Source organism: Prevotella sp. oral taxon 299 str. F0039, assembly GCF_000163055.2.
Classification (GTDB): Bacteria; Bacteroidota; Bacteroidia; order Bacteroidales; family Bacteroidaceae; genus Prevotella.
The window spans coordinates 195,400-217,861 of sequence record NC_022111.1; the positions used below are offsets into that span (position 1 = coordinate 195,400).

The following is a 22,462-nucleotide window of genomic DNA, read 5'->3' on the forward strand; positions in this document are numbered from 1 at the left end:
AAAAAGAACAATGAAGAAAATTATTTTATCAATGGCTATGCTTGCCATGGTGGGAGCAACAGCCACAGCACAGGAAAATAATGATGGTCTGACACCAAGCCGTCCGCTTACTTCTGGAGAGCTCTTTCAAGGTATGAGCCGTGCCATACCAACGGGGCGTGTCGTACTGCCGTATGGTCTTGACATTACCTTTGACAAGACCGTGCATCTTATCTTCCCTTCTGCCATTCGCTATGTAGACTTAGGTTCACAGAATATCATTGCAGGGAAGGCGGAGGATGCAGAGAACGTACTACGTGTAAAGGCTTCGGTGAAGGACTTTGAAACGGAAACCAATATGAGTGTCATCTGTGAGGATGGCTCATTTTACGCTTTTAATGTAAAATATGCCGATGAGCCGGAGAAGCTCAGCATAGAGATGAAGGACTTCTTGTCACCAACGAACGGACGCCTGCCAAGCAACCGCTCTGACATTTACTTTAAGGAACTTGGTAATGAGTCGCCCGTATTAGTAAAGCTGATGATGCAGACTATCTATCAGAATGACAGACGCTGCATCAAGCACATTGGTGCACAGCAGTTCGGTATGAAGTTCCTGCTTCGTGGCTTGTACGCCCATAATGGCTTGCTGTATTTCCACACTCGTATGGAAAACAGCACGAACATGCCATACTCTGTGGATTTTATCACATTCAAGGTGATCGATAAGAAGATGGCAAAGCGCACCGCCATACAAGAGCAAATATTGCAGCCACTTCGTGCCTATCATCAGGTGATGCAGGTGCGTGGCATGGGTAGTGAACACACTGTGTTTGCGCTCGAGCAGTTTTCTCTTGCAGAAGACAAGCAGCTTGAAGTGACGCTCTATGAAAGAAATGGCGGTCGTACACTGACTTTTTATGTAACGGCAGAAGACCTGCAGCTGGCAAAGAAGATTGATAACCTCAAACTGAAATGGTAGACATTATGAAGAAGAAAATCATTTTATCGGTTTGTGCAGCGGTGGCAATGGCTTTTAGCTTGCCATCTCAGGCACAGAGACTGATACCCAAGCAAAGGGGAATAGAGGTCGTAGGGAGTGTTCCACTTATCAAGGGTGAGAAACTCTTTACAGGTAATAATTTCGGTGTAGGCATATCGCTTACCCGTTATCTCAAAAAGGAGAACTACACCTTTGTTATGGCAGAGTATGAACAGCAGAATATGCCGTACAGAAGTTATAACGTAAAACTCAAGGATGCACTATTGCAGGTGGGCTATATGCACCCTGTTCTTTCCGATAGAGGTAAGAACGTGTTTCTTTATGGTGGCATATCCGCTTTGGGTGGCTATGAGCAACTGAACGAGGACAAAAGGCTACTGCCCGATGGGGCGACGCTGCTCGACCGCTCCCGCTTTGTCTATGGCGGTGCCGTGCATGGCTCGGTGGAAGTGTTCCTTACTGACAGGGTTCTTTTTCTTGTAAAGGCACAGGGGCGGTTGCTCTTCGGCTCTGACGTACATCGTTTTCGTCTGGCTGTTTCTGCAGGACTAAGGTTTAACTTTTAAGTAGAAGAAAAGATGAAGAAGATATTGAATACTATTTGGGTAATGGGCGTGCTGTCCCTTGCCGTGTTTTGCCTATCTGCTTGTGATAGGGATTTGGATGTTCAGCAGTCTTATCCGTTTACGGTGGAGACGATGCCGGTTCAGAAGGACATCATAAGGGGGCAGACAGCTGAGATACGCTGCACGCTCAAGCGAGGCGGTGAGTTTGCCGACACTCGCTATACGATACGTTATTTCCAGTCTGACGGCAAGGGCTTACTAAGAAATGATAACGGCACTGTCTTTAAGCCGAATGACCGCTATCCGCTCACAAAGAATGTGTTCCGCCTGTATTACACTTCGCTCTCATCTGACCGCCAAACAATTGATGTATATGTGGAGGATAGTTTCGGTAAGGTTCAGCAGCTGACCTTTAGTTTTAACAACGAGCGAGAAGAGGGCAAGGATAAGCCTGCATCTTCTCGCCACTAAAAGCGTAATTGATGCGAACGATAAATTCTTTCATTTTACTTTGTGTATTCTGCCTGTTCTGTCAGCCGACCCTTGCCCAGCGCAGGGTGCGGCTGGCAGACTTGCCACCTTTTGAGCGTGCAGTAGTTGTTGTGAAATATTTTGAGGGACTGCACGGCTGGAAGAATTATCCGTATGTTGGGTATGGGCATCAGCTGCAACGGGGAGAGTACTTTACGGCAGATATGACGGAACGGCAGGCAGATTCCCTGCTCCGTGCCGACCTTTGGAAATGCTTTGAACACTTTAAAGGATACGGAAAAGATGCCCTATTGCTTGCCCTCTTATCCTACAATGTTGGAGTGGGTAGGTTACTGGGATACGGCAAACATCCCAAGAGTAGATTGCTACGAAAGATAGAGTCGGGCGACAGGAATTTCTACCGTGACTTTGTCTCTTTCTGCCGATATAAGGGAAAAGTCTTGAATGGGTTAGTCAAACGTAGACAGGTGGAGTTTGCTCTGTTTTATAAATCATGATTGTCAAAGACGCCTCTTGCGACATTTTATGCTTCGCAAGAGGCGTTTTCCTGTCGTTTTCTTTACATTTCTCACTATGAATGAGTAACTTTGCAATCTTAATAAGAAAAGATAATGATTATATCGCAGAAAACTATTGAAAAATTGAGAGAGTTAATAAATGAAGAAACAGAATATCGTTCTGGTTCTAAGCTTGTTGCTTTTTTCAATCAATATGGATTTAGAGATGTGTATGGAAATGGCTTTCCCTCAAGATGGATATACACAGAGGAGAAAATACGTGCATTGAATGGAAAGCCCGAATTAGATAGATGTATTAAGGATGTTTTTGCGCCAGTAAATTTTATCGGAAGATTCTCTGAATTAGATTCTTTTATAGCAGACTTCAATCAATACCTCTGTTTTGATGGGTGGAATGTTATACGTAAAGGTCGAGAAATAACTTTTTCAAAAGCTACAGGGGTAGATATTGAAAAGGAAAAAGAACGCATCGTAAATAATACGGAAGCAGAATTCCTAAATGCGGAATTTGCAGATATTTCAATTGAAAGTCTCCCTATAGACAATTATGTGCTACCCTATATAGCTGCACGTATCAGCGAAATCAAAACTTGTTTATCTGCAAAAGCTGCTTTATCTGTAATATTCCTTTCTGGAAGTACATTAGAGGGAGTTTTGTTGGGATTAGCTCAAAATAATCCAGCAATGTATAATAAAGCTAAATCTGCTCCAAAAGATAACAAAACGGGAAAGATTCGACCGTTTCATGAATGGACACTTAGTAATCTTATTGACGTATCTTGTGAGGTAGGTTTCCTAAGAGAGGATGTCAAGAAATTCAGTCACTCATTGCGAGATTTTAGAAATTATATTCATCCATTTCAGCAGATGTCAGAGCATTTTTCCCCAGATGAAAATACCGCAAAAATTTGCTTTCAAGTACTGAAGGCCGCATTATTTCAAATAACTCAAAACAAGAAAAGATGAAAACAATTGCTTTTGTTATTGGGAACAATGATTATTTTGAAGGTGCTCAGCTAAAGTGTGCTGTAAATGATGCCTCGGAGATAGCAAATATCTTTCGTCGTCTTGGGTATGATGTTCGTAAGAAACTAAATATCAAGTCAGAAGATTGCTCAGGTATACTAAGAGAATTTGAAGATCAGATAAAGGATTATGATGCTTCTATCTTTTACTTTGCAGGACATGGCTTTGAACTTGGAGGTGAAAACTATTTAGTGCCAACAAACTGCCAGATGCCTCTTAACGACACATATGAAGCAGATAGAACTTGCCTTAGATTATCAGAGATATTAAGTATACTCAAAAAGGTTTCAGGGAAGGTCAATATAGTGATAATAGATGCCTGTAGAAAATCTTTTGATAGAGGAACTTCAAGCTCTTCTGCGCAGGTAAAGGCTCCTAAAGGAACTCTCATTGCTTTTTCTACCTCTCCAAACGAAGGTGCGAAAGATGGGAATGGGCAAAATGGTCATAGTGTATATACAAGTGCCTTATTGCAATATCTAGGAAGGGAAACATTATCTGTTGAGAGTCTTTTTAAGAAAGTCAGAAGAACGGTCTATAACCTAACTAATGGAACTCAAACGCCATGGGAACATACGTCTTTAATTGGGGATTTCTTTTTCAATACTGGGCAATTGGTTTATTCGGTAGAAATCCCTTATGATGAAGTTGTCGTTAAAGACTCCATGTTTGATGGAGGCGATGTTTTTGGCAATTTAATTTTGGAACTCCGTTCTTGTAATTGGGATAGACAAAACCCTGCAATGGAAAAGATTCGCAAAATACCTGCTTCTGACCTCAACAAAAATCAACAGTTTATTTTGGGACGCAATTTGTACCAAGCTAATGGTTATGCGTGGGAAGTGCAAAGATTTTTTGAAAACCTTGGAAATAACTTATCAAAATACAATAAAGACGAAGAAAATCATGTTCTCAATGGTATTCTGTTCGAGATATACTTTGATAGTAAAGGAAATTTTCGGAATGAACTAAAAAGATATGATTTTGATAGAGTGTTTTCTCTTCGGAAAAATCCAAGATTTGTAAAATCTTTTGGCTTTATAGAGGAGGTTCTCCAACCATATAAAGAACAACTCTATTATATTCCCACTATTCATGATGAGCCAATTGATATTGACATCAGTGCAGAAGAAAAAAACAACTCAACAGTATTTGAAGAAGAAACTATTCAAATTATACACAAAGTTAATGTGGAGAATAAAGATATAACAAAAGCATTCTCTCGCAGTTGTACTTATGGCATAAATGAGTTAGGAGTAAAATCTTGTTTGTCTAATTTTCTTACAGCTCCGCAAGATTTGATTCAAATACATAGCAATGTTTTGTTACAGAAGATAGCTTTTGCAAAAGAACTGTTTGACGAAGATTTGCCTTGGTAATGGCTTTTTGTTACTTTTGAGCCGTATCAACTCACTGTCAAAAGTAACGAGGTGTTTTTCATCGGGGTTTCTTTGCCCCTTTCTTTGTCCGCTTAGGCTCACGAAAGAAAGTAATGTGGTCGGCAAATCTGCCGACCGCATTACTTAGTCTCTTCTTCTTGAATAGTTATCTGTCCCGTCCTTACTTCGGGGTGAGTGGAGAAAGCCCAATTTATTTCATCATCGGGTAAAGTGCTGTGAATACTTCCACCCATCACCAACCCACAATTTTGCAAGACTTTCTGCCGTGCGTCTTCCTTACTCTCTGCAACCACATCAAACACTCCTTCGAAGATGTATTGCGTCCGAACTCTATAAACCTTCTTTTTCATAATCTTAAAATTCAACTTTTAATAATCTGTATTCTTTTGGCTCTCCATTGGATAATTTGCGGTGTTTAAGCCAAAAGTGATGTGCGCCATAGCCGTATGCAAAGAACTTATCAAGCTCTGTTTCTTCAGCTATTTTGTTGATAGCTGACCTTAACTCCTCTTTGCTGTCGGATAGGGTTATTGCGTTGATAACCCTAATGAGAATATGCGGTATCTCATCCGTCCAATTGTAGATGATGTTTTCAATCTCTGTTTTCATATCTCTGATAATTTAATGGTTCATACTTTATGCTGTTGCTTTCATTCTTCGGCTTATAAGACCTCGATTGGCATTCACAAGGTTTACTATCTGCTCGTGGTATTCCGTATTCTTGTTGCACACCCCACGACTTTGCACCACCTCCAAAGTTTGTAATGATACTTCAATAGTTTCTATTCGCTTGCCTTCAATGGTAGCCGAAAGGATAAGGGAGTCCTCCTTGAGGTGATATGCATTAGAAAATACGCAATGGTGCATTGATACACCTTCTTCTAAATGCTCCTGCACGCTCTCCAATACGTGGACTTGGATTGTGCCGTCCGTAAAACAGATACCGAAAAACTTGGATTTGAGTTCCTTGAAACGCTTTTCATCTTCCATAGCCTTCTTTTGCTTCTGTTCTATCTCTTCCCTTTCACGCACTCTGAGAAGTTCCTCGTGTCTGCGGTCGTGTTCGCCTTTAAGGTCTGTGGGGCATAAATATTTTGGATTATGAATATCCTTACCTAATCTTTTAAGTGTATCTACATAATCACTCCAAAGGGAAATATCTGTAATCTCATAACCGTTACGAACTGCAATCTTGTAGGACTGCCATAGTTCCTCAAAAGTCCTCCAGTTGCCAAGAAAGTAACGTAAGTGGTCTGTACGACCTGCCTTTAGCAATGTTTCCACACGGCTATCTGTAAGCAATGCAGGAATAAACTTAGTAGGCACGATGCCATAGAAATTATCCTTAAAACCATTTCTGCGAAATATGTCTGTAACCTTGAACTTCGGATATATCGGTGAGTAGGCAATATGCTGATAGGCTTCATTATCGTTGCGTATCGCCATAGGACTATAATAGGAAAAGGTATCAACATAGTGTCCCAATACCCTCTGTATGGCAACCATAGCTTTTCGTCCCTGCATATTCCACCAATATTGCCCAATCTCAATTATAGAAGTTTGTGCTTTGTAACCTTTCTCCATACCCACAATAAGTAGGAACATACGCAATACTTGAAACTTTCCACAAGTGGTAAGTATGGTGAAATACTGCTTCTGCTGCAACTTGCGCTCATAGGTTTCCTTGACCTGCAACTTTGCCCTACAATGAGGGCAAGTGCAAGTTTCTCTATGTTTGTTCATTACCCAACTATGCCCACAATCCATACAAGTGGTACGACCTTTTGGCAAGCGGTAGGCGAAGTGGTCAATACACTCACGGAATGCCCACTTACTTTGTTGCTTGGTTATCGGGCGAAGATGCTTGCTTTGTTCCAAAACTGCCTTCTCAAATTTGTTTCTCGGTTTCATAGGCTTAAAAATCGAATAGTGATGGTTGTACTTGGGTTGTCGCGTTCTCAGTCTTTTTCACTCGTGCGTTACGGCTCTGTAACTTGGCAAGTTCCTCACGCTGATATTGCTTAATGGCTCCCTGCCTTGCTTCGGCTTTTTCCTCCTCCGTTAGTTCCACAATGTGATTAACGGCAACTTGGCAAGAAATAGCCTTACCTACTTCTATATCGTCTTCATCGTAGTAGTGAACAGCCATAGAGAAGATTTCATCATCATCAAAGCCGTTGCAACCGCTTTTCTGTACTTCATTAAGAATGTAGGTGATGCACTCCTCGATATTCTTGTTCGGTTTCATCAAGTTAGGGGCAAATAAGGGGTCTGTCATAGCACGCTGATTAAGATACTCGGCTATTGTCCGTGTGAAATGTTCTGTTCCTTTCATTGTCGTATATGTTTTGATGTTGTTAATACTTGGGAATTTGGCTTTCACTTCGTCCGCCGATTTTCAATTCTACTATTTGATTGATACGTCCATACAGGTAGGTTCTTAGGCTTGTTCTATCGGGTGCGTAATACTCTGTCCATTGTCCGTACTGATTGACAAGGTATTTCTTCAGTACGTCAAAGAAGTCAAAGCGATAGCCTTGTAGGGGAACGGCTGTACGGAAATAGGTGTTTGAGTTCACCGCCTCACATAGCCAATTCTTTTCCTCACGGCTCATACACTCGCCACGATTGAGTTTTGCACGCAGGATATATACTTTGCTGTTACAAAGGCTCTCCAAAGGAGGAACGCCCCATTGTACAAACTTAATTGCCAACACTTGCTCACTCTTTTCAGCCGTAGGGTTAATGCGGTAATGAGAGGAGGAGCTATATCCTTTTTCTTTCATCGAAGATGTTGTATTTACTTTTTGCTTATCCATAGCGACATTTTTTTTATGCGTCCAAAGATCGGAGTATGCTGATTCCTTTTTGTAGCAAAATAGAGGTAGCGGGGCGGGCTTGCACAAGGTTTTGGCGGAAAATACAACCCGTAGGTGTGGAGATTTTCCAGACAAACCAAGCGGCTTAGGACCTTGGGAAAGCCACAAGCCCCGTACTACCTTTGCGGATAAAAAGGGAACAGCATCCGTATCCTTGTTATCGCATATTGTGGAGCATTGGAAAAGAAGCGAAAGTGCAACGCTCGTAGTGGAAAATAGAAAAGGTGGCTATCTCAATATGCGAGATAACCACCTGATGAAATCAAATGGAAAGTTTTTACAGAGCTATGCTTCTTAAAGCACACAAAGTAGGATGGCACAGAGAATTGCCAGCCAGAAGAGAATGCTCAGCAGCGTAAATGTTACTTTTAGAATTACCCTGACTATAAAACGTAGTATCAGAAAGCCTGCAATGACTGACACGGCGGTAACGACTTGCGGCGTTACCACCTTCGAGATAAGCCAAATGACACCGATAACGATGGAAAGCAGGATAGCGAGTTCGATGAAGCGTGTCCAAGAGAAGCGACGGACTTGCTTGGGAGAAGTCGGCTGCTGCTTGATATTATCGGTTTTGTTCGATGCGTCTGCCTTGATGAAGGCAGGTGTGTGGACATCTTGATTCATGATGATTGTATTCATATCGGAGCTTATAATAGTTCAAGAGCAATAACAAGATATTCTGCCTCACAAAGCCAAGTGTTTACTCAAACTCTTGGTGTGTGGGGAAGAATAGTTATTTTGGCTCTTGACACTACAAAAGCTCCCGATGGTGTTACATCAAGTCATGTTCTCACTATCGACGGTTGGCAGACCATTAACCTCGATAATCAGAACGATTGTCCCTGTCAGTTCGGTGTAGAGTTTCTCATACTCTGGACTTGTACCAAAGTCGTCCGTCAACTCATACTTGTCGAAAACACTTTGCACAGCCTTATTCTTCAAAAGTATTGGTGTTAGTCTTTCTGGAAGAGGAGAAGGGAGTTCTTTCTCGAACTCATTCTCTAAGATAGAGACAAGGGTGTCGTACTTGGAGAAATGCAGTCCTTGATACAGAACTTCGTTTGCTATTATCTCTGCCTCTGGGTGAGAAAAACCTTGTGCCACTGCATCGCAGTAGGAGGTAAGTGCTTCGTCGGCTCTTGCCGTTATGTATGGTTTATCACTCATCATTTCTGGGAAATGCTCACTGAGGTAGTTCTCTAACTTCAAACGGAAGTAAGAAAGTTCTTTCTTTGTTGTTGTCATAATCTTCTTGGTTTAGGGTTGTACATTATTTTGAGTTGATGCCCATAGCAACATTGAACTTGTCTAACTTGCCCGCCAACTGTTCCATATCGTGTTCTATTTTCTTATTGGTAATACGGGCATAGATTTGTGTGGTTTTAATGTTGGTATGTCCCAACATCTTCGACACACTTTCCATAGGAACGCCCTTGCTGAGCGACATGGTCGCAAATGTATGCCGGGCAAGATGGAAGGTCAGATTCTTCTTGACACCGCAAAGGTCGGCAATTTCTTTTAAATATGCGTTGGTTTTCTGATTCGTTAGGATGGGAAATAGTTTGCCGTCCCGATAGGTCTTATGACTGTACTTGGCAATGATACTCTTGGGAATGTCAAGCAATAAAACATTTGTCTCCACACTTGTTTTCTGCCTCTTGGTCATAATCCACTGCTTATCATCAAGTGTTACGATATTGTCCGGTGTGAGATTGGAAACATCAATATATGCTAGACCTGTGAAACATGAAAAGATGAAAACATCCCTTACTAACTCCAAGCGTTGAATAGCAAGATCCTTGTTGACTATCTTCATAATTTCCTCATCCGTGAGAAAACCACGATTAACGGGCTCCAAGTGAAAACGATGATTGAGGAAGGGGTCGTGAAGAAGATAACCACGTTTTTGCGCATAGATGGTTACGGTCTTGAGTGCCTTCATTTTTTTGACCGATGTATTGTAAGCGCAGCCTGCCACTGTACTCAGATATAACTCAAAATCTTGTACCACGGATGGTGTAAACTCTGTAAGTCCAATATCCTTTCTTCCATATTTATGGATAAGGAACTCTGAGAAATGTCTTCTCAAAACACTGTACTTTTGCAAACTATCTTTGCTGATGGTGTGTCCGACACGCTGTCTGATATCTTCGTTGAACTTGTCGAATATAGGGAGAAAGGTCGTGTACTCCCTGTCTTTCCCGACAAAGAATGAGCGGATTTTATCCAATGACAAGGATTCATCATCCTCGAATTTGTGGTAAATGTTATTCAGCATTGTGGAAATGGAGTCCAATGCGGCATTAGCGGATAAGGCTTCTGCCGTCCGACCTTTGAGCCTGCTGGTAGTGTTATTCCACAGCGACTTGTCCACAAATATTTTCGTAGATCCGAAATTGGCCATCTCTCCGTTAAGGAATACTCGGAGCATTACAGGCGACTTTCCTTCTTTGTTCTCATAGTTTGAGCGTAGGTAGAAGGATACCTTGAAATTTGTTCTCATAATGCATCATTCTTTTGTGTAGCACTCGGCTGCAAAGTTAATATATAACATACTGAAACAGAAAGAATTGATGCCTTCAATTTGGTATTCAAAATCCCGTCATTGCTACATTTTTTATTGCTACAATTTTTGTGTAGCAGTTTATGTAGCAGAAATTGACCGAATGATGATTGTCAAAACAAAGGGTAATGCCGTCAGGCGATAGAGGTATATACAAAGAAAAATCGTTGTAAAACCTTGATTTTACAACGATTATCTAATTTTTGAAGGCTAAAATGACAACCTTTGTGAAGTCCTTTTGAAGCCTATTTGCGGAGAGAGAGGGATTCGAACCCCCGGCACCTCTCAGTGCGACGGTTTTCAAGACCGTTGTAATCGACCACTCTACCATCTCTCCTTGGTTTAGAAAGAATGCTGTGTTCTAATTCTAAAGCGAGTGCAAAGGTAAAGAAAATTATTTATACTCCAAAATTTTTTGGTACTTTTTTCATCTTTATTTTGTAATTAAGTGAACTTACACTACTTTTGTATTATGATTTATCCCAAAGATTTTGAACAGAAAATTGGATTTAAAGAGATTCGTGATATCTTGAAAACTCATTGTTTATCACAGCTTGGAAAGGAACAGGTTGACTTAATTTCTTTTTCAACAGATCACAATTTCATTCTTTTACGATTAGATGAAATAAAAGAATTTAAGTGGATTGAAGAGCAAGAAGATGAGTTTCCACTTCAATATTTCTATGATATGCGTCCTTTGTTAGCTCGTTTGCGAATCGAAAAGACATATCCAGAGGAGCACGAATTAAGGCATCTTCAGCGGTCGCTCAAAGCCATTATTGATATAGTTGCATTCTTGTCACGTACCGAAAGCAACGACACCACCTCAGAAAAAGCCTCTTTCCTGTATCCAACTCTACACCAACTCACGCTCAATATAAATATCTTCCCTCATGTTTTAAAACGAATAGGGGAGATGCTCGATAAATTTGGGAAGATAAGAGATAACGCCTCGCCCACATTATATAATATAAGAACCGAGCTTAGTAAGATCGAAGGATCAGTATCTCGCATACTTAATGGTATTCTTCGCAGCATTCAGCAAGAAGGACTCATAGAGAAAGACGTCACCCCAACGCTTAGAGATGGTCGATTGGTTATTCCTACACCTCCAGGAGTGAAACGAAAGATACGTGGAATTGTACACGATGAGTCGGCAACAGGAAAGACCGTTTTCATAGAACCCGCTGAGGTCGTAGAGGCAAACAATAGAATTCGTGAGTTAGAAAACGAAGAGCGACGTGAGATTATACGTTTGCTTACTGAATTTGCCAATACCATTCGTCCCGAATTAAACGAGATGAAAGATTCTTATTTAATTCTTGCTCAGGTTGATGCAATAAGGGCAAAGAGCAGACTGGCAAAGCAGTTCCATGCCATTGAACCTATTGTAAAGTCGCAAGCACATGTCGATTGGGTACAAGCAGTGCATCCTTTGCTACAACGTTCATTGTCAAAACAAGGAAAAAAGGTTGTTCCGCTCGACCTTATGCTTTCTTCTGATCAGCATCTCCTTATCATTTCAGGACCCAATGCAGGTGGAAAGAGTGTATGTTTAAAAACTGCAGGATTATTGCAGTACATGCTTCAATGTGGACTTTCTGTGCCAATGGCAGAAAATTCTACAATGGGAATTTTTGAAAGTATCATGATTGATATCGGTGATGAGCAGAGTATCGAGAACGATCTCAGTACCTATTCGAGTCACTTGCTCAATATGAAGATGATGATGCGCCATTGTAATCCTAAAACCCTGTTGTTGATAGATGAGTTTGGAAGTGGAACCGAGCCTCAAATAGGCGGAGCCATGGCGCAAGCAGTGTTACATCAATTCTATAATAAGAAAGCTTTTGGGGTCATCACCACACACTATCAAAATCTAAAGCATTTTGCCGATAGTCACAAAGGTGTGGTGAATGGAGCCATGTTGTATGATAGAAAAGAGATGCAAGCCCTCTTCCAATTGTCGATAGGACAGCCAGGAAGCTCTTTTGCTATTGAGATTGCTCGGAAAACAGGTATTCCAGAAAGTGTTATTCAAGAGGCATCGGAACTCGTTGGCTCGGATTATATACAAAGTGATAAATATCTTCAGGATATAGTTCGTGACAAACGCTATTGGGAAAATAAGCGACAAACAGTACATAAGCGTGAGAAAGATATCGAACAGGTTATTCAAAAGTATGAGAAAGAGATCGCCGAACTCAATCAAAGTCGTAAGGAAATTCTTCGAAAAGCCAAAGAACAAGCCGAAGAACTCTTGAAAGAGAGTAATAAGAAGATTGAGAATACCATTCGAGAAATTAAGCTAAAACAAGCCGAAAAAGAAGCCACACGTCAGCTTAGAAGCGAATTGAACATCTTTAAAGAGCAGGTTCAAGATATTGATAAACAAGCTGAAGATGAGAAAATTGCTCGAAAGATAGAACAGATAAAGCAGCGCAAAGAACGTCACGAGAAGTATAAGAAAGAGAAAGGAGAGCGTGAGAATAAGGCGGCAGCTGCTCTTAGAGCTATTCAAAAGCCTGTTGCTACCGAAAAGAAACAACTTGTTATGGGCGACACCGTTCGTATAAAAGGACTTTCTTCAGTTGGTACCATCGAACAAATTATGGGCAATAATGCTACAGTTGTGGTGGGCGATGTGCGCACAAAGATCAACCTCAATAAGTTAGAAGCAGCAAAAGAGGTGGCAAAAACAACCAAAACCGTATATAATATCAGTAAAGAAACCCGCCAAGCCATCGAGAGTAGAAAGCAGAACTTCCGCCAAGACCTTGATGTTCGTGGACTTCGAGGCGATGAGGCACTAACAAAAGTAATGTATTTTATTGATGATGCCACTTTGGTAGGTATGCCTCGAGTGCGTATTTTGCATGGAACGGGAAACGGAATCTTGCGCACACTCATTCGACAATATCTCAATACCATTCCTGCCATCTCATCTTTTAAAGACGAACATGTGCAGTTTGGTGGAGCAGGAATCACCGTTGTAGATTTCGATTAAAGGCTTATAGCAATATAAGTGGTATCTATAAAACAAGCAGCAAGGCATTTAAAAGAACGTTTCTGCTTGTTCTTTTATATAATCTTTGATGATGATTTGTTTTTAAGTAAAAGTCGTAAAACAATGGCTAGGGTGAAATTTTATAATGAGAGAAGATTTCATGAATCGTTAGATAATCTTACACCTATAGACGTATATTTAGGGCAAGAGGAGAAATCAAAAAGATAAGAGAAATAATAAAGCAAAATTCTATCAATAAAAGAATTCTTGATAATAGAACAATGAACTATCAGAGTAAATAACTATATTTGCAGTTGTGCACTTTTGTTTGACAACGTACAAATAGAATCTATTTCCATATTTACATCTATACAGTGTAGACCTATATGTTCTATAACGGAGTTCCATTGGGATTTCTTTGCATTTTCAGACGTCCACCTTAAAACACTTACAGGTTGAAGGATGTCTAGAATGTATGCCAATACGACACTACTTTCATCGTTAATTTCAACTAGAATTGAATTAGGAGATTCTACTTCATTCGTAGTTTCAAACCGGCAAAGGATTACTATTCCTCTATTTAGCCGTTCTATAATAGGAATATACATACGATACTCTTCTACATTATCGGCATAACATACAGGCAATCTTTTAAAACGGGTCAATACAATCTCCCAAATTTTATTGTTTACGATTGTGGTAGCAGTAGTTTGATTCATAAATCGATTTATTTGAGAATACCAGCATTTGTATCCTTATTATCTAGCTCTACATCTTGAGCCTTTGATTTCAGACCATGATCCCACCTCCACGAGAAAGTAAGGAGAATATGGTTACCCGCCTCAGGGTTGCGTTGATATAACATCTTTCGCACAACATTATTCGTTGTTATGACACTACTATTCGTTCCAGTAGATTGCAAAGGTTGCTCCCATACCAATCCTAATTGATAGTTCTTCCACTTGTACATCGCGCTAAGAGAGCTAGCGTATTCATTGTACCAAATACTCTCAGCGTGTAGGGCATTGTAGCGACTACGTATGTTAGCCGAGAGATAAAGCTTACCTAAATAACTCTCAACTCCCAAATTGCCAAAGAAAAAACCACGGCGATTATTGTAAAGTTCGCTATCAGCGTGGTAGTGAATGTAACTTCCCGTGCCACTCAATACCAGTTTATTTTGAAATAATGTATAGCGCAAATATGCCGTCAAAACCAATTGTTTGAAGTTACGTTGATTTCCGACACCATTGTCAAAAAAGACGTGTTCATTCTCTTCTTCCGTACGAGTTAGGGTTGGCATAATTGCATTTTTGTTGTACGCATATACCCCTTGTAACATAGCATAGCACTTTTGATTGTAATAAGCTAACGTTAGCGAATGCTCAATGTGATTAAATGGCTTCAAACCAGAATTTCCCATGCGACGCTCCCATTGGTCAATCTGATACGCAGTATTATTCATAGAACTCAGGGCTGGAAGACGAGATGCAAGATTGAAATCATACCCCAAACTCAAACGTTGATTGATGTCATAGTTGAGTTTACCGCTTGGGCTAAACATCTGCTTGTGGTAACGATCACTTTGTTGTTTGTAATACTGATCTTCTATGGCCAAATTTGCACTGCCTGAAAATTTTCCCCATCGACCATCTAGCTGAACGTAGGCCTTAGAGCTAATGTTTATCATCTTTCCTTCGTTAGATGCGCTACTCGTATAGTGGTTTTTTGTGTGCTCATAGAAGGAATGTATACCAGAAGTCAAACTACCCCATTCGAAATCCTTGCTGTATCTCGCTTCTCCAATAACAGATGATTTCTTTCCTTCCACACCATAGCTAGTTTGAAAACCATTGTCCTCTTGGTTATAACGATAATCGTAGTCTGAGTTGATAGACGTACCCACCGCATTAAACATAAGTACCTGCTTGTTAGGTAGATATTTCTTGAAATACAAGTTGAGCGCATTTGAATTATATTCGTCTCGATTATGGGTGTGATAAATGTAGTCGCTCTTTCCGGTTTCGCGAACGAGGAACGACTTTTTCAGCTTAGGAGTACGATGCGATGTGATATAGCCTTGTACCTGAAACACGAAATTGTTTGGCTGTGTAAAATTGTATTTAAGCGTTGTACCGTGCGTAGCCGATAGAGTACGCGTCAATAGACTTTGTTGTTCAATCTTATGCCAAGAATTATTTGGTAAGAGATATTGTCGTAATTCTTCTGATTCTTGGCGTGAATAGTTTTGGTAGTCTTCATTTTGATTAATGGAGAACTGGGATTTATCACGAATGTAAGTGGCAAATATATTGTTGTTTCCTCTCTTGAAAAGGATAGAATTGGTGGTGTTCATTCCCAATGATATTCCATTTCTAGCTTGTTTGAGTACGATATTAATTGCCATTGCGAGTTGATCACCATACCTCATACCTGGTTTACGTACGACTTCCACGTATCGTATCTGTTTAGGGTCTAACACTGCCACTTCATTGGCATCGGCAGGGATGTCATTAATTAATATCGCCACCCCGCCCGAAGGATCAAGAGAGCCTATGGTGCGATTAAAAGGATTAATATCCAATAGTGGAATGGGGAGTTTTTGTAATAAATCCAGTCCTCCTCCCGAGGTCTCTGTTTGTTGCTTTGAGGGATAGATAGCTTGCTTGTCGGCTGTAAAAACATTGCGACGGATGCTAACAGTGACTCCTTTCAGCTGCACACTTTGAGGAGACATTATTAGTGTGCCTAAAGATAAAGATGCTTCCTTGTTTACCTGTACTTCTGCAATGTAGTCTGCATACCCTATATGTGTGCATACAAGAGTGTAATTGCCCGGATTGACACCCTTCAGAATGAATGTTCCATCAGAAAGAGATTGTGTTCCTTCCATTACTTGTGTTCCTTCCAGTGTGCGCATAGTTATGTTTACGCCAACAATAGGGGTGTTAGATGAGTCTGTTACAACTCCTTGTATATCGGCTGCTTGTAGGCAGATAGAATACAGGTTAGATAAGAGAAAGATAGAAACTATTTTCATTATAGTAATGCTTTAAGTCTTTTGGTTATTGCGTTATATCTTTCGAACTTTTGATTCAGGTTCTCGAATAATTGTGTTATATTCCCAGCGCGAGAATTGCACTCCGTAACGTCGGAGTACCCAAACTCACTCTGTACAGAAATAAACGGCCATATGACAAGTTTATTGTACGTTGTCAAACAAAAGTGCACAACTGCAAATGTAGTTATTTACTTTGATATCTCATTGTTGTATTATTAAAAAATCTTTTATTGATTGAATTTTGCTTTATTATTTCTCGTATTTTTTTTGATTTTTTTCCTTGTCATAAATATACGTCTTTGGGTGTAAGATTATCCAACTATTCATGAAACCTTCTCTCATTATAATATTTCACCCACCCATCGATAGCCTTTTCCAGTTCAGAGGGGTAGAAATAATGATTTAGCTTAATTATATTTTTCATTGATCTGTGATATCGTTCTACCTTTCCTTGTGCCTGCAGATGTATGGGATTGCCATAGTTGTGCTTGATATTATATTTCTTACAGGGATACTTACGACAGAGCTCGGCAATACTATGCACGTAATGGATTCCTTCCATTACAATTAAAACCTTTTGTTCTGAAGTGAAAAATCGTTTAGTGTTACGACGAATATCCCTTAATAAGGATTCTGAAGAACTTTGATTAGGATTTACTGAATAATTCTTTTTTTGTCATTGTGCAAAATACTTTTTTATTAATAATTCTAACTTAAAACCCCAAACTAAATTAGGGGTCAAGTTGTGAACTTTTCTTTGATAATGTACAATGATGAGTTGGTCTTAATTTTTCGTTATAAATGTTGGCAAGAGAGTTCTAAAACGATGATGGGAAACAAAATAAAAGGCAGAGTTTCTATATAGAAATCCTGCCTTTGCTGTATGAATATTAATTAACTACTATTGAGGATAGCCTGGATTTTGAGTTAATTTCTTATTAAGATCTCTTTCTTTTTGTGGGATTGGATAGAGAATATTGTGATCTTCGTAATGACCTGTACGTACAACTACTTGCTTAGCGTCAGCATCTTGAGAGTAAAGAATACAAATCTTACCATCATCTCCTGCAACTGCAGAGGGCGAATCAACAAGTTTATAGCGCAAGCCAAGAATAGGGGCGTTAAGCACTTGTTTAGCAATTCCCCAACGACGAATGTGCCATTGACGTTGACCACCTTCTAAAGCAAATTCCACACGCCATTCGTTTTGAATACGTTCACGTAGATCTTTTTGTGTTGCGCAATAGGTTGGACTTGCCGAATTGGTGTTTTGTAGCTCTGGCATACCCACTCTTTTGCGAACAAGATTAACCGCATCGAAGGCAGATTGACTAAGACCATTTAGCTCGTTTTCTGCTTCTGCATAAGTAAGAAGAACCTCTGCATAGCGCAAAATCTTATAATCAGAATCCATATGCCAACCATCTGTCCGTGGATCTATTGTAGGATCGAGCCACTTTTGTTGGTTATATCCAGTTGCAGTAGCGTCTCCGTGTGTGCCAATACCTGTTGGGTGACAAGATTTCAAAGGTGCAGTTCTAAGAGTTTTGCCATACATAGTTTCCCCATCGTGTAGCACAGTTACTTCCAAACGTGGGTCTCTTTTAGCAAATGGATTTGTTGGATCGTAGATAGTAGACTTGCTGATAGGTGCTCCGTTGATATCTTCAAAAGCGTCAACAAGGCTTTGTGTAGGGTTGATACCACCCCATCCCTGAGTTGGAAATGCTTCCCAACCAATGAGATACCAGTCTGATTTGTTGGCTAGGAATTGACGTTTAAGAATGGTTTCTTTACAATTTGCATCGGTTGCACTCCAGAATAACTCCTTATAACGACCAGTGTTGCCAGAATCCCACAATTCATATACGCCTAAATCCATCACTGCTTTAGCGGCATCTCTTGCCACTTTCCAGTCGTTTTGACTAAGAGCTGCACGAGCTTTCATTGCCAATGCACCTCCTTTAGTGATGCGAGCATCATCTGCACCGCTCCATTCTTTAGGAAGATTAGCCGCAGCAAAGTCGAAATCTTCAAGAATATGCTTGTACACTTCAGCTTTAGGTGTGCGTGTAATGTTCTCTTGGTCGCTTAGTTTTAGTGGCGAATCGGTATAGGGAACATCACCAAACTGTCTGATAAGTTGAAAGTATTGATAAGCTCTAAAGAATCTTGCTTGTGCCAAGATAGTATTCTTTTGGGCATCAGTCATACTGGTTATATTAGGTGTGTTAAGAATAATAATGTTCGCATTGCGTATCGTTTCATAATTACTCTTCCAGCTAAAGTCTTGTGGGTCATACACACCTTTTGCCAAATTACCTTCAGCCCATTTAATACCATGTACGGCATCATCAGAGTTTATAGCTTCATCAGTAAGACCAACTATACCCTCACTATCCCATTCTGGGGCGCAAGTATATAGTTTGTTCACTGCTTTAGTGGCATCGTCGTTGTTCTGCCAACCATTTTTTGAAGCAATTTCGTCAATTGGAAATCTGTCTAAATCAGCGCAAGAAAATAAACTTGTGCCAATAAATGCAGCTATAATATATAAAGATGTCTTTTTCATAACGTTGAGAATGTTAGAATGTTACTTTTAATCCTAATGTCACTTTCTTGATGTTTGAGTAGAAGTTACCACGTGTATCAGATGGAGATTCTGGGTCGATACCATCTAAATGGTCGAAAGTAAGTAGGTTTTCTCCTGATAGATACACTTTAACTCTTTCAATACCGAGCTTCTTTGTTACGGCTTGAGGTATGTTATAGCCTAATGTAATGTTCTTTAAACGAACGTAAGAAGCATCTTGAAGCCAGAAAGAAGATGTAGCAAAGTTTGTTTGAGAGTTACGAGTTACACGTGGATAGGTGGCATTGTGGTGAGTAGGAGTCCATCTGTCGAGGTGGCGTTTCAACACTTTTCCACTGTTAAAGAACGAATAAGCAGATTCCATTATGTAGTAAGCATCAACGTCGAAGGCTCCTTGCCATAGCATAGACATATCAAAATCTTTATAGAAGAGCGAGATATTAAGACCTGTAGTCCAGCTTGGGAAGTTCTTTCCGATAACTTGTCGGTCTGCAGCTGTTATATTATTGTCTCCTTCAGTCAAGTTTTTATATCTGATATCTCCAAGCTGTTCGCCGCCAGTTCGTTTAGGTCCGGCTGCAAGTTCTTCTTTAGTATTGAAGAAACCATCAGCAACATAGCCATAGAAAGAACCAATAGCATAACCTTCTTTGAACCAATATTTGTCATTATCTGGGTCGGGTCCGTCTGTACCTTTCAAGTTTGTGATCTTATTTTTCACATAAGAAAGATTCAAATTAACCGAATAACGGAAGTCTTTTCCAATCTTATTATTGTGATAAACATTAAGGTCAAAACCAGTGTTTTCAACGCTACCTGCATTTTGATAAGGTGCCTCTACACCGAGAACTCCTTGAATTGGAAGACGAAGAAGCATGTCGTTCGTACGTTTCTTGTATAGGTCTAGCTCAAAACCAACCTTGTTTTGCAAGAAACCAGCTTCGATACCAAGTTCGTAGTTGGTTACAGTTGCCCAAGTAAGATTATCGTTTACATAGCGAGATTCAAACATACTTGTTGTTAGTGTATTACCAATTACAGATGTTCCGTATGCGAAAGTGCTTACAGTTGGATAAACATCGTCTTCTTTAAGCTCAACATTACCAGTCTTACCCCAACCAAGTCTGAGCTTAAGATTACTAATCCAGTCTACTTTATCTTTAATAAAAGACTCCTCAGAAGCTCTCCATGCTAATGAAACTGCAGGGAAATAACCCCATCTGTGTTCTTTCTTAAATACAGAAGAACCATCTGAACGCAAGTTAAACTCGAAGAGGTACTTATCGTCATAGTCGTATTGTAGACGACCGAAGTATGAACATTGAATCTTATCCAATCCATTATCTTCGTTCTTTTGACTCTTAGAATCAAGCGCATCTAATGCCTCTTGCAAATCATTAGAGCCACCACCTTTGCGACTTGTCTTTGTATATCGATAGGTATAATCCACCTTTTCATATCCAAGAAGGGCATTCACGGTGTGGTGTCTTGCAAAAGTTTTGAGATAGTTGGCAAGGAATTGAGTTGTATACCAGTTCCAATTATAATAGTTGTGTTGTCCTTCTCTATCACCAGTGTTGGCAATATTGTTTCCACTTCCATATTCATAGTGAGCCTTAAAGCGTCTATAATCCTGCGCATCATGGCGTATGTTGTAGAGAGCCTTTAAGCTTAAACCTGAAATAGGACGTATTTCTGCATAAGCAGAGCCAAAGAACTGACTATTATAAATAGTGGTCTTACCTGTTGCATAACCTTGAACTGCAACGGGGTTGTTCATACTATTATAATTAAAAGTACCATCTTCGTTGTATATTTTGTAGGTTGGAGGGATACGATTCACATAATGCATCAATGAAGCAGAGCCTTCGTAGTTGTCGTTTGTGATGTCTCTGTAAGCCGAAGCGTTAAGACCTATCGACAACCATTTGCTTACTTTTGAATCGATATTCATTCTTCCATTGAAACGTTTGTAGTTTCTTGCTCGGGTTAAACCATCTTGATAGACGTAACCAACAGATCCCATGTAAGATGTATTCTGTGAACCTCCAGACAAAGAGACGTTGTGTTGAGTTTCTATTGCCGACTTCTTAAATACCTCTTTATACCAATCTGTATTCGGATGTCCTATTGGATCACTTCCATCTCTATACTTTTGAATGTCTTCATCGCTAAAAGGTTGAGCTGCATTAGGGTTCTCATTCTTTGTAGCTTCGTTGAAAAGCATAGCATAATCGGCTGCTCCTAAGAAATTAAGGTGAGCTGTTGGACTTGTTGAAGAAACCATACCAGAATAGTCAATACGTGCTTTTTGATTGTTTTGACCTTTCTTTGTGGTGATAACAATAACACCATTCGCAGCCTGAACACCATAGATTGCAGCCGAAGCAGCATCTTTTAAGACAGAGATAGACTCGATGTCTTGTGGGTCGATGTTATTCATTGAACCAGGAACTCCGTCGACAATGGTTAGAGGAGCAGCTGCATTGATAGAGTTTTTACCACGAATTGTGAGGCTACCTGTTTGCGAACCAGGTTCTCCAGAACGTTGAATTGCAGTTACACCAGCCATAGTTCCAGCCAAAGCAGCAGAGACACTTGATACAGGGCGACTTTCTAATTTCTCTGAATTGATTGATGCAACAGAACCTGTTAGGTTGGCTTTCTTTTGCACACCATAACCAATTACAACCACTTCGTTGAGCGATTGTTGGTCTTCTCGTAAGATAATGTCGTAAGTTGTTTGATTTCCTTTAACTTTAAAGGCTTGAGGAGAGTATCCGATGTACACCACTTTGATAGTTGTACCCGGTGCTACTGAAATAGAGAAACGGCCGTTTACGTCGGTAATCGCACCAGTTTTATCTCCATTTAGTTCACTGATCGAAGCACCAATAATAGGCATTCCGTTCTCATCTTTAACCGTTCCCGAAATGGTTTGGGTTTGTTTCTGCTCATTGCTAACACTATTTTTGTTAAGCGATGCAAATGAGTTGATGGGCGCAAAGGCTAATAACCCTGCAGTTAAGGCTATTAAGCGTGCACTGCTTTGATGCGGGATAGTCCGCTTTTGTCTAGGTTCCATAATTCAATGAGTTTGTATAGATTGTAAAAAATATTAGCAAAAGGTTTTTAATGTTTATTTTTTTATTTGTAATCTTAGGCTGTGAAGATAGTGAAAGAATTGAATTTGTAAATAAATTTCGTCTGTTTTTCTTCCGTTTTAACAATAATAATATTTTAATTTGTCTTTTTTACATTGTGTGCGTAGCGCAATTCTTGGATAAGGTGTAAACTTATAAAAAGTAAAAGAATTATTTTTGTCTATTAATAACATTGATATTGCACTGCAATTGCAGTGCTTTTAGGGTA

Annotated in this window: 20 protein-coding genes and 1 tRNA gene; 8 read left to right on the forward strand and 13 right to left on the reverse strand. The window is 40.0% G+C overall.

Annotated elements, in window-relative coordinates:
- Nucleotides 1-10 precede the first annotated feature (10 nt).
- From traN to HMPREF0669_RS03700, 6 genes are all read left to right on the forward strand, one after another.
- Complete coding sequence (traN, locus tag HMPREF0669_RS03675; protein ID WP_009229087.1) at nt 11-961, forward strand: conjugative transposon protein TraN; 951 nt, start codon at nt 11-13, stop codon at nt 959-961.
- Nucleotides 955-1,548, forward strand: a complete 594-nt coding sequence (locus tag HMPREF0669_RS03680) for a conjugal transfer protein TraO (protein WP_020967138.1) — start codon at nt 955-957, stop codon at nt 1,546-1,548. The genes traN and HMPREF0669_RS03680 overlap by 7 nt, the downstream gene beginning before the upstream one ends.
- A 12-nt stretch (nt 1,549-1,560) precedes the next feature.
- A complete protein-coding gene (locus HMPREF0669_RS03685) occupies nt 1,561-2,019 on the forward strand; it encodes a DUF3872 domain-containing protein (protein ID WP_009229085.1) in 459 nt (152 codons plus the stop codon).
- An 11-nt stretch (nt 2,020-2,030) separates the two neighbouring features.
- Nucleotides 2,031-2,537 (forward strand): hypothetical protein, encoded by a 507-nt coding sequence (locus HMPREF0669_RS03690; protein WP_020967139.1) that lies wholly within the window; start codon nt 2,031-2,033, stop codon nt 2,535-2,537.
- A gap of 114 nt (nt 2,538-2,651) precedes the next feature.
- Nucleotides 2,652-3,524 carry a hypothetical protein gene (locus HMPREF0669_RS03695; protein ID WP_009227178.1) on the forward strand — a complete coding sequence of 291 codons (873 nt, stop codon included), beginning with the start codon at nt 2,652-2,654 and terminating at the stop codon, nt 3,522-3,524.
- Nucleotides 3,521-4,963 carry a caspase family protein gene (locus HMPREF0669_RS03700; RefSeq protein WP_009227179.1) on the forward strand — a complete coding sequence of 481 codons (1,443 nt, stop codon included), beginning with the start codon at nt 3,521-3,523 and terminating at the stop codon, nt 4,961-4,963. The genes HMPREF0669_RS03695 and HMPREF0669_RS03700 overlap by 4 nt, the downstream gene beginning before the upstream one ends.
- A gap of 140 nt (nt 4,964-5,103) precedes the next feature.
- Here the strand turns inward: HMPREF0669_RS03700 and HMPREF0669_RS03705 are convergent, their stop codons facing one another.
- Genes HMPREF0669_RS03705 through HMPREF0669_RS03725 form a run of 5 tightly spaced genes read right to left on the reverse strand, consistent with a single transcriptional unit; the run spans nt 5,104 to nt 7,803 of the window.
- Nucleotides 5,104-5,334 carry a hypothetical protein gene (locus HMPREF0669_RS03705; protein ID WP_009227180.1) on the reverse strand — a complete coding sequence of 77 codons (231 nt, stop codon included), beginning with the start codon at nt 5,332-5,334 and terminating at the stop codon, nt 5,104-5,106.
- 4 nt (nt 5,335-5,338) lie between these two features.
- Nucleotides 5,339-5,593: a hypothetical protein gene (locus tag HMPREF0669_RS03710; RefSeq protein WP_009227181.1), complete on the reverse strand. Its 255-nt coding sequence runs from the start codon at nt 5,591-5,593 to the stop codon at nt 5,339-5,341.
- A 27-nt stretch (nt 5,594-5,620) separates the two neighbouring features.
- On the reverse strand, nt 5,621-6,895 hold the full coding sequence (locus HMPREF0669_RS03715) for a PcfJ domain-containing protein (RefSeq protein ID WP_009227182.1): 1,275 nt from the start codon (nt 6,893-6,895) through the stop codon (nt 5,621-5,623).
- Between the two features lie 4 nt (nt 6,896-6,899).
- Nucleotides 6,900-7,319, reverse strand: a complete 420-nt coding sequence (locus HMPREF0669_RS03720; RefSeq protein ID WP_009227183.1) for a PcfK-like family protein — start codon at nt 7,317-7,319, stop codon at nt 6,900-6,902.
- Between the two features lie 22 nt (nt 7,320-7,341).
- Entirely contained in the window at nt 7,342-7,803 is a 462-nt protein-coding gene (locus HMPREF0669_RS03725; protein WP_020967140.1) for a hypothetical protein, read from the reverse strand.
- Between the two features lie 91 nt (nt 7,804-7,894).
- Between HMPREF0669_RS03725 and HMPREF0669_RS10210 the strand changes: the two genes are divergently transcribed.
- The gene (locus HMPREF0669_RS10210) at nt 7,895-8,161 is read left to right on the forward strand and encodes a hypothetical protein (protein ID WP_156860555.1); all 267 of its coding nucleotides are present in this window, start codon (nt 7,895-7,897) and stop codon (nt 8,159-8,161) included.
- Here the strand turns inward: HMPREF0669_RS10210 and HMPREF0669_RS03735 are convergent.
- From HMPREF0669_RS03735 to HMPREF0669_RS03750, 4 genes are all read right to left on the reverse strand, one after another.
- Nucleotides 8,158-8,505, reverse strand: a complete 348-nt coding sequence (locus HMPREF0669_RS03735; protein ID WP_009227185.1) for a hypothetical protein — start codon at nt 8,503-8,505, stop codon at nt 8,158-8,160. The two genes, HMPREF0669_RS10210 and HMPREF0669_RS03735, sit on opposite strands and share 4 nt — an antisense overlap.
- Nucleotides 8,506-8,643: 138 nt before the next feature.
- A complete protein-coding gene (locus tag HMPREF0669_RS03740; RefSeq protein ID WP_009227186.1) occupies nt 8,644-9,111 on the reverse strand; it encodes a DUF1896 domain-containing protein in 468 nt (155 codons plus the stop codon).
- A 25-nt stretch (nt 9,112-9,136) separates the two neighbouring features.
- Nucleotides 9,137-10,369, reverse strand: a complete 1,233-nt coding sequence (locus HMPREF0669_RS03745) for a site-specific integrase (protein WP_009227187.1) — start codon at nt 10,367-10,369, stop codon at nt 9,137-9,139.
- A gap of 312 nt (nt 10,370-10,681) precedes the next feature.
- A tRNA-Ser gene (locus HMPREF0669_RS03750) sits at nt 10,682-10,766 on the reverse strand.
- 135 nt (nt 10,767-10,901) lie between these two features.
- On the opposite strand from HMPREF0669_RS03750, the gene HMPREF0669_RS03755 reads away from it, so the two are divergent.
- A complete protein-coding gene (locus tag HMPREF0669_RS03755) occupies nt 10,902-13,436 on the forward strand; it encodes an endonuclease MutS2 (RefSeq protein ID WP_009227188.1) in 2,535 nt (844 codons plus the stop codon).
- Nucleotides 13,437-14,163: 727 nt separating this feature from the next.
- On the opposite strand, the gene HMPREF0669_RS03765 is transcribed toward HMPREF0669_RS03755, so the two are convergent.
- The 4 genes from HMPREF0669_RS03765 to HMPREF0669_RS03780 all read right to left on the reverse strand — a co-directional run bounded on the left by HMPREF0669_RS03765 (nt 14,164) and on the right by HMPREF0669_RS03780 (nt 22,175).
- Nucleotides 14,164-16,476 carry a TonB-dependent receptor gene (locus HMPREF0669_RS03765; protein WP_009227190.1) on the reverse strand — a complete coding sequence of 771 codons (2,313 nt, stop codon included), beginning with the start codon at nt 16,474-16,476 and terminating at the stop codon, nt 14,164-14,166.
- A gap of 340 nt (nt 16,477-16,816) precedes the next feature.
- A complete protein-coding gene (locus tag HMPREF0669_RS10430; RefSeq protein ID WP_009227191.1) occupies nt 16,817-17,059 on the reverse strand; it encodes an integrase core domain-containing protein in 243 nt (80 codons plus the stop codon).
- Between the two features lie 339 nt (nt 17,060-17,398).
- On the reverse strand, nt 17,399-19,069 hold the full coding sequence (locus tag HMPREF0669_RS03775) for a RagB/SusD family nutrient uptake outer membrane protein (protein ID WP_009227192.1): 1,671 nt from the start codon (nt 19,067-19,069) through the stop codon (nt 17,399-17,401).
- 13 nt (nt 19,070-19,082) lie between these two features.
- Entirely contained in the window at nt 19,083-22,175 is a 3,093-nt protein-coding gene (locus tag HMPREF0669_RS03780) for a TonB-dependent receptor (RefSeq protein WP_009227193.1), read from the reverse strand.
- Between the last annotated feature and the right edge of the window lie 287 nt (nt 22,176-22,462).